Here is a 12,107-nt window from a genome sequence, read left to right on the forward strand (position 1 = left end):
GCGACGATGAGCAACGTTGAAACCATAAAAGTGGTCCCGGCACGTTATCCGCTGCGCGCTGCTGGCGCCGTGGTGGCGCTGTTTGTGCTGGCTGTCGTGATCCAGTCCGTGGCCTTTAATCCGCGCTGGGAGTGGGCGGTATTTGCCCGCTGGTTCTTTGACCCGGTGATCCTCGAAGGCGTCGGACAGACGCTGCTGCTGACGTTGATAAGCACCGTATTGAGCGTGGTGATTGGCGGCATGCTGGCGCTGGCTCGGCTCTCGTCATCATGGCTGTTGAGCAGCCTGGCGTGGGGCTACATCTGGCTGTTCCGATCGCTGCCGCTGATCGTGGTGCTGATTATCCTCTATAACTTCTCCTATCTCTATGACACGCTCTCTCTCGGCGTACCTTTTACCGGCATTACCTGGGGCAGCTTTGAAACCATCAACGTTCTCGGGCAGTTTTCTACCGCCATCGTGGGGCTGACGCTGGTGCAGAGCGCCTATACGGCGGAGATCATTCGCGGGGGCTTCCTTGGGGTCGACCACGGTCAGTATGAGGCGGCCGCTGCGCTGGGTCTGCCGGCGTGGCGTCGCACCGTGCGCATAATTCTCCCCCAGGCGCTGCGCACCATCCTGCCGTCCGGGTTTAACGAAATCATCAGCCTCGCCAAAGGGACGGCGATGGTTTACGTGCTGGCGATGCCGGAACTGTTCTACACGATCCAGATGATCTACAACCGCACCCAGGAGGTGATCCCGCTGTTGATGGTGGGGGCCGTCTGGTATCTGGTGATCACCACCGTACTGTCTGCCATCCAGCATGTTATTGAGCGTGGACTCGCCCGCAGCGAGCGCCGCTCCGCCGTAAACCAGAGCCGGGCGACCAGCCGCGCGCGTTCCGTCACCACTTCGTCAGCACAGGAGCCCGTTCATGCAAGCCTCTCCTGAAGGACACATTTCCATAACCGGCGTCAGTAAGTTTTTTGGCCGACATAAAGCGCTCGATAACGTCACGCTTGAGATCCCACCGGGCTCCGTGACGGTGATCCTCGGACCCTCTGGATCGTGAAAATCGACGCTGCTGCGCACTATTAACCATCTGGAGCGCGTAGACGAAGGCTTTATCCAGATTGACGGGGATTACATCGGCTATCGCCGTCAGGGTGACAAACTCTACGAGCTCAAAGAGAAAGAGATCCTCAAACAGCGCGTCAATGTTGGGTATGTGTTTCAGAACTTCAATCTTTTTCCGCATCTTACGGTGCTGGAAAACCTGGTTGAAGCACCCATCGCGCATAAAAAGTTCAGTAAAAAAGAGGCTATTGAAAACGCCTACAGCCTTCTGGATGTGGTAGGTCTGCGCGATAAAGCCGATGCCTGGTCGCGTCACCTCTCCGGCGGCCAACAGCAGCGCATTGCCATTGCCCGCGCGCTGGCGCTGCGCCCGCGCGTGATGCTGTTTGATGAACCAACCTCGGCGCTGGATCCGGAACTGGTTGGCGAAGTGCTGGACGTGATTAAAAAGCTCGCCCGCTCCGGCACTACGCTGGTGGTGGTCACCCATGAGATCGGCTTTGCACGGGAAGTGGCGGACCAGGTGGTATTTATGGTCGACGGTAAAATTGTGGAGCAGGGCAGCAGCGACGACGTGTTAAACCGACCGTCGCATCCGCGAACGCGCCAGTTCCTCTCAAAAGTGCTGTAAGGAGCGCAGATGAAATATGGACTCCTGGCGGGGCTGGTCTTCACGACAGCGAGCCACGCCAGCATTGATTTAAAGGCCAACGAACAGCCGCTGCCAGTGACGGTTGATCAACAGGCAGTGGCGAAAATCCCAGCGAAATATAAATTTGTTGAGCCGGGTACCCTCACGGTGGCGATTTCAGCCCTGAACTCTCCGCCGCTGGCGCTGCTGGCCAGTGATAACCGCACCCGTATTGGCAGCGACCCGGATATCGCCCGGTTACTGGCGGGCAGTCTGGGGCTGAAGCTGAAGCTGGTGCCAACGGCGTGGGAAGACTGGCCGCTGGGGATCACTTCCGGGCGCTATGACGTGGCGTTGGTGAATATCGCCGTCACCGAGCAACGTAAGGAGAAGTTCGATTTTGCAACCTATCGCGTCGATTCCCTGGCCTTCTCGGTGAAATCCACCAGCAACGTACAGTCGATCACCAGTGCGAAAGATCTGGCCGGTAAAAAGGTGATTGTCGGGTCAGGCACCAATCAGGAACGTATTCTGCTGGGCTGGAACGAAGAGAATAAAAAGGCCGGGCGCGAGCCTGCGTTGCCGGTTTATCTGACCGACGACGCCTCAGGCAATCTCTATATTCAGTCCGGCAGGGCGGATGTCTTCTTTGGACCGCAGTCCGTTTCGGCCTACAAAGCCGCGTTAACCGGCAAAACCCGCGTCGTGGGATTAGGCCCGAAGAAAGCCTATGTCGCCACCACAACCAAAAAAGGCAATGGGCTGGTGTATGCGTTGCAGGCTGCGCTGGACGGTGCGATTAAGCGCGGGGATTATCAAAAGGTGCTGGCGCGCTGGGGGGAAGCGGGCGAAGCGGTGACGTCTTCAGACGTTAATCCGCCCGGGATAACCTACTAATGGTGCTCTATACCCTAAATAATTCGAGTTGCAGGAAGGCGGCAAGGGAACGAATCCCCGGGAGCGTACATAAGTACGTGACTGGGGTGAGTGAATGCAGCCAACGCACCTGCAACTTGAAGTATGACGGGTATACACTTAGGGTTTTCATCCCTGAGGAGGCAACATGATCAAACTCTATGGCGTACCCGGCTGGGGATCGGCAATCAGTGAGGTGATGCTGACTCTGGCAGACATCCCGTATCAGTTCGTCAACGTGGACGGGTTTGACCAGCCCGGCCCGCAGCGCGAATTGCTGTTGAAACTGAACCCGCTGTGCCAGGTGCCGACGCTGGAGCTGGAAAACGGGGCGATCGTGACGGAAACCGCGGCGATCGCCCTGATGGTGCTCGACAGACGACCCGACCTCGCGCCGCCCGTTGGGCAGGCCGAGCGCCAGCAGTTTCAGCGCCTGCTCATCTGGTTTGTGGCGAACGTCTATCCCACCTTTACGTATGCAGATTACCCGGAACGCTGGGTGCCTGATGCCCCGGAACAGCTGAAGAAAAACTGTATTGAGTACCGGAAATCCCTCTATCTGTGGTTTGACAGCCAGCTCAGCGCCTCGCCTTATGCCTTTGGCCAACAGCTAACGCTGCTTGACGTCTATATTGCCGTCGTGCGTACCTGGGGGCCAGGTCATGAGTGGTTTACCACCAACGCACCTAATATCACCGCCATCGCGGATGCCGTCTGCGCGTTGCCAGAACTGCACAAGGTGCTAAAAGCTAACGACATAATCTGATAACGTGGAACGCTAACCTATAAAAGGAGCCCTGCCCATGCCTCACGTTGATATCAAATGTTTTCCACGCGATCTGACTGACGAACAAAAAACGGCCCTGGCGGCGGATATCGCCGAAACGATAGTCCGTCATCTGAACAGCAAAGATCGCTCAATCTCCGTGGCGCTTCACGAAGTCCAGGAAGCTGACTGGAAGGCGCAGGTCTGGGATACCGAGATTGGACCTAAACTGGATGAACTGATTAAGAAGCCCGGCTATTCGATGTAACTCGCCTGCCGGGTGGTGCAGTATCACCCGGCGATCCCCGCCTTTCATTCCTTTCGCAAAAATCGATAATAAACAGCACAACGTTTCCGCTACAATTCACTCCTCCGAACAATATTCGTTAAATCAGCAGGTAAGCACTACAACTGCACCAGATTAAGTACAGATAGTAAAAGGATAATTTTTTCATGACAAAATTACCTCGGTTTTCACTCGCCTTTATTCATCCTCGTTACTGGCTCAGTTGGGCAGGCATTGCCGCACTCTGGTGTACGGTCCAGCTCCCATATTCGCTTCTGTTAAAAGCAGGGCACGGACTCGGGCGTCTGGCCATGCGTCTGCTTCCACGCCGCGTGGAAATCGCCAGACGAAATCTTGAGCTTTGCTTTCCGGAGATGAAAGAGGGTGAGCGCGAGCGTTTGCTTGAGTGTAATTTTGAATCGGTTGGAATGGGCGTCATCGAAACGGGCATCGCGTGGTTCTGGCCTGACTGGCGCGTGCGCAAACACTTCAGCGTGACCGGCTACGAACATATGGAACAGGCACGGGCGCAAGGAAGGGGCGTGGTGCTCATTGGCATGCATTTTCTCACGCTGGAATTAGGCGCACGCATCTTTGGCATGCTCAACGCGGGTATTGGCGTCTATCGTCCCAACAACAATGCATTGCTCGACTGGCTACAGACGCGCGGTCGTCTGCGTTCCAATAAAACCATGCTCGACCGTTACGATTTGAAGGGCATGATCCGCGCGCTTAAGCAAAATGAGATCCTGTGGTATGCCCCGGATCACGACTATGGAAAAACGAATAGCGTGTTTGTGCCGTTTTTTGCCGTCCCGGACGCCGCGACAACTGCCGGGAGCTATATGCTGGTGAAAAGTGCCAGACCGGCCGTGATCCCGTTTGTACCACGCAGAAAAGCAGACGGCACAGGGTATGAGCTGATTATCCTGGACGATATTAGCGATACCTTGCAGGGAGGCGATAAAGTGGCCGTGGCTACGCAGATGAACAGGGCGATTGAGCGTGCGGTGATGATGGCACCCGAGCAATATATGTGGCTGCATCGTCGCTTCAAAACGCGTCCTGAAGGGCAACCGGACCGGTATGCGCGAAAAAAACAGGTCCAGTCCTCAGTCAGAACTTTCTCTGCCAGCGATATGTCGGATCGGTCGAGTATCCAGCAGTAGCACAGGGGGCGGATGCCGTTGCGCTCCGCCCTTTATAAAATCTGCGCCGCTGGATAGAATTACCGCATCCACCTTGTCGGGATGCAAAATATGACCGGAAGAGTCGACTATCACCTTGAAAAATATCTCCTCACCGAAGTCGCCGAGCCAGAACGTCTGACCCGCCAGTGGGCAGAAGTGATGCGCGAGTGTCGCGAGCAAAAATCCGGTGCGGAAGAGCGTTTGCGTCTCGCGCTGCTGAATGTGGATTATGTGACCAGCTTTGAGCTTCCCTTCCGGTTACTCCTCACCCGCGCCCCGCAGTTGATTGATGGGATCAGAAATGAGTTCCAGCTCAGTCAAAAAAATGTCCTGTTCAACGGCAAGCGGTTTGGCTGCGTTTACAGCCTTAAACAGGACCTGGAAAGTGTTCCTGACGAATTTACCTATCACCTGAAAACGCGGATCCAGCGAAGCGACAGCACTGGCGGAAGTGAAGTACCTTACCGGCAAATTGCACAGCAGGTGAAAGCGCCCAGGGAACGACTCAAACTAGCACTCGAAAATGGACTATCTGTAACGGCGCTCGACGGGCTTTTCTGGTTTGGCATTCAGCGTATCGCGGCCGATGTGCAGAGGCTAAGAAAAACGGGCACGAGGATTGTGACGTCAGAGACTGAGGTGTTTGATACGCTAACGATGACAACCCGGCGGATCCCCGTCTACAGCCTGACGCAGCCGGAATGAGCCTCGGTCGATGAATCGTCGAACGTCTCAGAGAAGACAAAAAAAGACGGTAAGCTCTTTCTCAGATATACCGTGCTTCAGCAACGCTTTCATTGACATTATGCCCCTTAGAAAGAGGGGCATTTCACGCGATGGCATTGCTACTCAGCAAATGCCCGCAATGCCTCGCCATCAAGACGATAGCGTACCCATTCGGACTGCGGTACCGCGCCGATGCTCAGATAAAAATCAATTGCAGACTGGTTCCAGTCAAGCACGCTCCATTCCAGCCGGCCGCAGTGACGTTCCACTGCGCATTGCGCGATATTTTTAAGCAGTGCTTTTCCCGCACCCTTGCTGCGGTATTCCGGGGAGACATACAAATCTTCCATATAGATGCCGTTGCGGCCAAGCCAGGTGGAATAGCTGGTGAAAAAAACGGCATACCCCACAGCATGGCCTGCATATTCGGCAACCAGCGCTTCGGTTTTACTGTCTGCACCAAACAGCGTTTTACGGATTTCGTCCGGCGTGGTGACCACTTCTTCTGGCGCTTTTTCATAGACTGCGAGTTCGTAAATCATATCGTATATTGCCGCTGCATCTTCAGGTCGCGCCTGACGAATCGTAATGCTCATTCCTTTCCCTTTATCTTTGTTTGTAGTTGATGGGGATAAGCATAAAGGCTAATGTCAGAAGAATTAAGTGCAATGAAATCAATAAATGATGAATATTATGCATCCAGCCTTAAGGCGCCTTGATTTAAACCTTCTGCCGGTTTTTGACGCGATTTATCGCCACAGTTCCGTTCGACTTGCGGCAGATGAGCACCTCGGCGCTCAGCCATGCCCTGTCACGGCTGCGTGTTTCGCTCAACGACCCGCTGTTCTACCGGGAAGGACATCGAATGTGTCCCAGCGTCTATGCCACCCAGCTTGCGCCAGTTATTGCATCGGCCCTGAAATATCTCGACCAGGAGCTGTCGCCGCAGCCGGAATTTGATCCTGCTGTCAGTACAGCGTGTTTGCAGATCGCGATAACGGACTTTACCGCGTTCTGCATATTCCCTGCGCTCATGAATACGCTTCAACATGCGGCGCCTGACTTGCGTCTGGAATTACGATATTTGCCGCACAGCCCGGCGTTGACGGAATTACTGGCAGGAGAGGTGGATCTGGCCCTGGGATTCAGCACCATTGAGGATCGCCGGTACCCGGAGCTGGAAGAGATCAGCTGGTTCGAAGATGAATATGTGGTGATTAGCAATGCGAGCCGGAGCGCGCTCACGCTGGAGGATTATCTCGCCGCCCGGCATCTTGTGGTTACGCCGTGGAATGAGAAGCAGGGGGTGCTGGATTTGCAGCTGGAACGCATGGGTTATACCCGACACATTGCGATCAAAACCCCGTCTATGCTCAGCGCCCCGTTTGTTATTGCAGAAAGCGATCTGCTGATGGCGTTACCGCGATTCGCCGCTGAAAAGCTGCTGCCAGCTACCCGTATTAAAATTTTTGATTTACCGTTCCACATCAGTCCGTTTGAAGTAAAAATTTATTCGCACAAGCGCAGCGGGAAACGAGGCGTTACGAACTGGCTCAAAGCTACGCTGCGCGCGCTGGCCGAAAGGCAACAGTCAGTGCGCTTATGATTTCGACTGTAACAGGATTGCCATCAGCCCCGGAAAGCGGGCGTCCAGATCTTCTCTTCTCAGTGAAATCATATTCTCGCGCCCCTGCGGGCGCTGCCAGATCACGCCGCTGTCGCGCAGTACACGCCAGTGGTGAGTCATGGTTGATTTCACCACCTCGTCCGGGCGCAGCGCGTTGCAGCTCAGCTCACTGCCGTCGGCCAGCCGTCGAATAATCGCCAGCCGCAGCGGATTGCCGAGGGCGAACAGCACATTTTCCAGCAGTATTTGTTCAGGTTCCGGGTGGTTTGGGATCATCGTTTTCCTGCGTCTCGCGTGAGATTGAGCTATATCAACAATAGGTCAACCGTTAAAAAATAGTTCGATAATACTCGTACAATAGGACTATTATAACAAACGAACAAACACGCGACTATCCTGGTCGTCACAAACCCGTCATGAAGACGTAAGGAAATATCATGCCCCGACCCATTCCACTCGAACGTTATCGCAACATCGGTATCTCCGCGCATATCGATGCGGGCAAAACAACCACCACTGAGCGCATCCTGTTTTACACCGGGATGAGCCACAAGCTGGGTGAAGTACACGATGGCGCGGCAACCACCGACTGGATGGCGCAGGAGCAGGAGCGCGGGATCACCATTACGTCGGCGGCGGTGAGCTGTTTTTGGCCCGGCATGGACAGAGGCTTTGAACCGCACCGCATCAATATTATCGACACCCCCGGGCATGTGGATTTCACCATTGAGGTGGAACGTTCCATGCGTGTGCTCGACGGCGCGGTGATGGTTTATGACTCCGTCGGCGGCGTGCAGCCGCAGTCGGAAACCGTCTGGCGTCAGGCGAATAAATATCACGTCCCGCGTCTGGCATTCGTCAACAAAATGGACCGCCCGGGTGCGGATTTCTTCCGCGTGGTGCGGATGATGCAGGAGCGGCTGAAAGCTAATCCGGTCCCGATTGTGATCCCCGTGGGCGCAGAGGAACACTTCACCGGCGTGGTTGATCTCATCAAGATGCGCACCATTCTTTGGGATGATGCGACCCAGGGCATGGCGTTCACCTACGCGCCGGTGCCCGACGATCTGCTGAGCACCGCGCAGACGTGGCGAGAAAAAATGGTCTCGTCTGCGGCAGAAGCCAGCGATGAGCTTATGGATAAGTACCTTGAGACGGGCGAACTGGATGAGGCGGAAATCATCAAAGGGCTGCGGATCCGGACGATCTCCGGTGAAATACAGCCCATGCTGTGCGGCAGCGCTTTCAAGAACAAGGGTGTGCAGCGCATGCTCGACGCGGTGATTGAATTGATGCCGTCTCCACTGGACGTGCCCGCTATTGATGGGGTAGACGAAGACGGACAGCACGCCGAGCGCCACCCAAGCGATGATGAACCATTCTCTGCGCTGGCCTTCAAGCTGATGAGCGATCCATACGTCGGACAGTTGACCTTTATTCGTGTCTATTCCGGCATACTGCGCAAAGGCGACGCGGTTTATAACCCGGTAAAGGGCAAAAAAGAGCGAATCGGGCGCATCGTGCTGATGCATGCCAACGACCGCCATGAGGTGGACGAGCTGCGCACAGGGGATATCGCAGCCTGTGTCGGGCTGAAAGACGTCACCACCGGTGACACGCTGACCGACCCGAATGCGGTGATCACCCTTGAACGGATGGAGTTCCCGGACCCGGTTATTTCGCTGGCGATTGAGCCGAAAACCAAGGCCGATCAGGAGAAAATGGGGATCGCCCTACAGCGCCTGGCGGCGGAGGATCCGTCTTTCCGTCTGCACACGGACGAAGAGTCCGGTCAGACCATTATCTCCGGGATGGGCGAACTGCATCTCGAAATCATCGTTGACCGCATGAAGCGTGAGTTTGGCGTTGAGGCAAACATTGGTCGTCCACAGGTCACCTACCGTGAAACCCTGCGTAAAGCGGTGAAGGATATTGAAGGTAAATTTGTCCGACAGTCCGGCGGGAAAGGGCAGTACGGTCATGTGGTCCTGAGTCTGGAGCCGTTAGCAGCCGGAAGTGGTTTTGTGTTTGAAGATGCCACCAAAGGCGGGGTAGTGCCGCGGGAGTACATCCCGTCGGTGGAAAAAGGCTTGCGAGAAGCCATGAATACGGGTGTGCTGGCGGGCTATCCGGTTGTCGATGTGAAAGCGACCCTGACGTTTGGTTCCTACCATGACGTTGACTCCTCGGAGATGGCCTTCCGCATGGCGGCGATCCTCGGCTTCAAAGAGGGCGCGCGGCGGGCGGATCCGGTTATTCTTGAGCCGGTGATGCACGTTGAGGTGGAAACGCCGGAAGAGTATGCCGGGAACATTATGGGCGATCTCTCCTCCCGCCGCGGCATGGTGCAGGGGATGGCAGAGCAGTACGGCAGCCAGATTATTCGCGCTGACGTCCCACTGGCTGAAATGTTTGGCTACGCCACCACGCTGCGCTCGATGTCCCAGGGGCGCGCGACGTATACGATGGAGTTCCATCATTTTGCGGAAGCTCCGCGGAATGTGGCGGATGAGATTATTGCGAAGCGCGTGAAGAGTTAATTAATTGCACATGGTAGTCATTTGGCTACCATGTGCCTTTATTATTACGACAGGGAGTTTATGCCTGTTACTTAATTAGCGTCGCCGATCGCACTTTCCATTTTCCTTGCTCTTCAACGAGACAATCTGCAATAACATGATCTTGCTTCTTACCAAATGCGACATAGACGTTTGTGCAAACGGCGTCAAAATCAGAATGTAAGACGGTTATCTGATTCCAGTCATCATCCCAGTCCTGCGCTTTGATAAACATATCCGCATCGGGCATATCTTTGTCGCTACTGTCGCCAGAGTACATTTCTTTAATTGCTGCAATGGTCCCTGAGGCTACGTATTCGTTCATAATGTCTGGATTGAGTACGGGCGGTTTGTTCTGATCTAACTGCGCTATATACCATTGATTGAATTTAAGCGCCGCCTGACCCGGTGCATAAATGTTTTCTGCGGCCGCGAGCGGAGACAGGGCGAAAAGTAAAAAGTAGTGTGGTTTCATTAATCATGCCTGAACAGTTCGTAATGAGGTTGTATGTTGCGGTAAGCCTGCATTGACTAATGTGCGCCCCATATCTTTTGCCAGACGCGTGTTGGGGATTTTTAATCGACCACCCGCTCTGATCGCTTCTGTTACGTAACGAGCACAATAACCCGTGCTGCTGGGTTGCGCGTGTGATTTCGCATATGATATTGCGCCATCTTTGTTCCATGACATGGATAGTTCCTTTACGAAAGATTGTTTATGCAACAGCTTCTGAAATATCCTCCGTTTAACATCGTTATGATAAACATAAAATGCCATAGAAATTTTATATAATTCAGATGGGTATAATTAAAAAATCAATCCAGCGCCTTCACCATCTTCCCACTCGTCACAAACATCCCGGCCCCCAGATGATGCAGCGTATTCAGCTTATCCCCGTCAAACTGCCAGCGTCCGGCGACAAATGCGCGTTCATCTGCCGCGGCGGAAACCACTTCGCCAAACAGGGTGTCATATTTCTCGGCCGCAGAAGTGACAGGTAATAACCGACACTCCATCCACGCCAGACATTTCTCTTCTATAACCGGCAGACCAAGCTCAGGGCCATGAATAACCGGGATCCCGTAGCAGTTAAATTTATCCTCGTCGCGCCCGCTGACGCTGCCGACCGCCCAGGTCCAGTTGGCTGCCGCCACGCCGGGGATCACAATACCGAATTTCCCGCTGCGTTCGATCAACTCCCGTGACCACGCGCTTTTGTCTACCACAATCGCGATACGCGGGGGTTCAAATTCCACCGGCATAGACCATGCGGCGGCCATGACGTTGCGACGATCGATGGTCTCATCCCGGCTGGTGATGAGCACGGTTGGACCGTGATTCAGAAGACGGCTGGCATGACGTAATTCAACAGGACGAAAGTGGCTCATAGGATCTCCTCATGTACACGATGAGTATGCCGAAAAAGCACTTTTGCGCATATGCATAAGGGAAAATAGTTTATAAACAGGGGATATCACATCATGGAGCAAATCATGTCCCCATTTCTGAGTGCTTATTTTGCCCGCACGGGCTGGCAGCAGCCCGTACAGGTTAATATCGATACCCTGCGGGGGCTCCATTTACACCATAACTGCGCGATCCCTTTTGAAAATATTGACGTCGTTTTGCCGCGGGAAATTCATCTGGACGACGGGTGTCTGGTAGATAAACTGGTCACCGCGCGTCGGGGGGGATATTGCTTCGAGCAAAATGGCCTGTTTGAGCGGGTGTTGTGCGAAGTTGGGTTTACGGTACGCAGCGTGCTGGGGCGGGTTGTACTGGCGAATCCGTCGCAGATGCCGCCGCGCACGCACCGGTTGCTGCTGGTTGAGCTGAACGGCGAGCGCTGGATCGCTGATGTAGGATTTGGCGGACAAACGCTGACGGCGCCGATTCGTTTGATCGCTAACGAGGAGCAGGAAACCCCGCACGGGAGTTATCGTTTGCTGAGCGAGGGTAACGACTGGGTACTGCAATTCCGCCATCACGAGCACTGGCAGTCGATGTACCAATTTGACCTGGGGACGCAGTACTTCAACGATTACGTGATGGGTAACTTCTGGTCGGCGCACTGGCCTCAGTCCCATTTTCGTCATCACCTGCTGATGTGTCGCCACCTGCCGGACGGGGGCAAGCTGACGCTGACCAACTTTAATTTTACCCACTGGCAGAACGGTCATGTGGAGGAGCAGATCCATTTGCCGGATGCGGAGGCGCTATATAAGCTGATGCAGGACCGGTTTGGCCTGGGCGTTGATGACCCGAAGCACGGCTTTACACTGGCAGAGCTGACGGCAGTAATGGCAGGGTTTGATACGCATCCGCAGGCAGGGAAATAGCCCGGTGGC

Annotated in this window: 13 protein-coding genes and 2 pseudogenes; 10 read left to right on the forward strand and 5 right to left on the reverse strand. The window is 54.6% G+C overall.

Annotation, left to right across the window (positions count from 1 at the left end; genetic code table 11):
- Positions 1-6: 6 nt before the first annotated feature.
- From L350_RS17625 to L350_RS17600, 7 genes and pseudogenes are all read left to right on the forward strand, one after another.
- Positions 7-933, forward strand: coding sequence for an amino acid ABC transporter permease (locus L350_RS17625; RefSeq protein WP_022648227.1), 927 nt, complete (start codon positions 7-9; stop codon positions 931-933).
- A pseudogene (locus tag L350_RS0122220) lies at positions 917-1,690 on the forward strand (amino acid ABC transporter ATP-binding protein). The gene L350_RS17625 and the pseudogene L350_RS0122220 overlap by 17 nt, the downstream one beginning before the upstream one ends.
- A 9-nt stretch (positions 1,691-1,699) precedes the next feature.
- Positions 1,700-2,587 (forward strand): transporter substrate-binding domain-containing protein, encoded by an 888-nt coding sequence (locus tag L350_RS17620; protein WP_032624196.1) that lies wholly within the window; start codon positions 1,700-1,702, stop codon positions 2,585-2,587.
- Between the two features lie 166 nt (positions 2,588-2,753).
- Positions 2,754-3,371 carry a glutathione S-transferase family protein gene (locus L350_RS17615; RefSeq protein WP_022648224.1) on the forward strand — a complete coding sequence of 206 codons (618 nt, stop codon included), beginning with the start codon at positions 2,754-2,756 and terminating at the stop codon, positions 3,369-3,371.
- A gap of 37 nt (positions 3,372-3,408) precedes the next feature.
- Positions 3,409-3,639, forward strand: a complete 231-nt coding sequence (gene pptA / locus L350_RS17610) for a tautomerase PptA (protein WP_022648223.1) — start codon at positions 3,409-3,411, stop codon at positions 3,637-3,639.
- 185 nt (positions 3,640-3,824) lie between these two features.
- A complete protein-coding gene (locus L350_RS17605) occupies positions 3,825-4,826 on the forward strand; it encodes a Kdo(2)-lipid IV(A) acyltransferase (RefSeq protein WP_032624197.1) in 1,002 nt (333 codons plus the stop codon).
- 90 nt (positions 4,827-4,916) lie between these two features.
- Positions 4,917-5,552, forward strand: coding sequence for an ECs1377 family protein (locus L350_RS17600; protein ID WP_032624847.1), 636 nt, complete (start codon positions 4,917-4,919; stop codon positions 5,550-5,552).
- Positions 5,553-5,692: 140 nt separating this feature from the next.
- On the opposite strand, the gene L350_RS17595 is transcribed toward L350_RS17600, so the two are convergent.
- Entirely contained in the window at positions 5,693-6,169 is a 477-nt protein-coding gene (locus tag L350_RS17595) for a GNAT family N-acetyltransferase (RefSeq protein WP_022648220.1), read from the reverse strand.
- Between the two features lie 88 nt (positions 6,170-6,257).
- Between L350_RS17595 and L350_RS0122225 the strand changes: the two are divergent.
- Positions 6,258-7,179: pseudogene (locus L350_RS0122225) on the forward strand (LysR family transcriptional regulator).
- Here the strand turns inward: L350_RS0122225 and L350_RS17590 are convergent.
- Positions 7,174-7,476 (reverse strand): ArsR/SmtB family transcription factor, encoded by a 303-nt coding sequence (locus L350_RS17590; RefSeq protein ID WP_022648218.1) that lies wholly within the window; start codon positions 7,474-7,476, stop codon positions 7,174-7,176. The pseudogene L350_RS0122225 and the gene L350_RS17590 overlap by 6 nt on opposite strands.
- A 161-nt stretch (positions 7,477-7,637) precedes the next feature.
- On the opposite strand from L350_RS17590, the gene fusA reads away from it, so the two are divergent.
- Positions 7,638-9,740, forward strand: coding sequence for an elongation factor G (gene fusA / locus L350_RS17585; RefSeq protein WP_023300184.1), 2,103 nt, complete (start codon positions 7,638-7,640; stop codon positions 9,738-9,740).
- 67 nt (positions 9,741-9,807) lie between these two features.
- Here the strand turns inward: fusA and L350_RS17580 are convergent, their stop codons facing one another.
- The 3 genes from L350_RS17580 to L350_RS17575 form a co-directional block, all read right to left on the reverse strand.
- Complete coding sequence (locus tag L350_RS17580) at positions 9,808-10,233, reverse strand: DUF3828 domain-containing protein (RefSeq protein WP_032624198.1); 426 nt, start codon at positions 10,231-10,233, stop codon at positions 9,808-9,810.
- 3 nt (positions 10,234-10,236) lie between these two features.
- Complete coding sequence (locus tag L350_RS23050; RefSeq protein WP_223862043.1) at positions 10,237-10,449, reverse strand: hypothetical protein; 213 nt, start codon at positions 10,447-10,449, stop codon at positions 10,237-10,239.
- Positions 10,450-10,574: 125 nt separating this feature from the next.
- Positions 10,575-11,147, reverse strand: a complete 573-nt coding sequence (locus L350_RS17575; RefSeq protein WP_032624199.1) for a flavin reductase family protein — start codon at positions 11,145-11,147, stop codon at positions 10,575-10,577.
- 105 nt (positions 11,148-11,252) lie between these two features.
- Here L350_RS17575 and nhoA point away from each other — a divergent pair, with 105 nt between their 5' ends.
- Positions 11,253-12,098 carry an N-hydroxyarylamine O-acetyltransferase gene (nhoA, locus tag L350_RS17570; protein WP_032624200.1) on the forward strand — a complete coding sequence of 282 codons (846 nt, stop codon included), beginning with the start codon at positions 11,253-11,255 and terminating at the stop codon, positions 12,096-12,098.
- Positions 12,099-12,107 lie beyond the last annotated feature (9 nt).

The organism is Enterobacter sp. MGH 4, assembly GCF_000534735.1.
In the GTDB taxonomy this organism is placed as follows: Bacteria; Pseudomonadota; Gammaproteobacteria; order Enterobacterales; family Enterobacteriaceae; genus Enterobacter; species Enterobacter intestinihominis.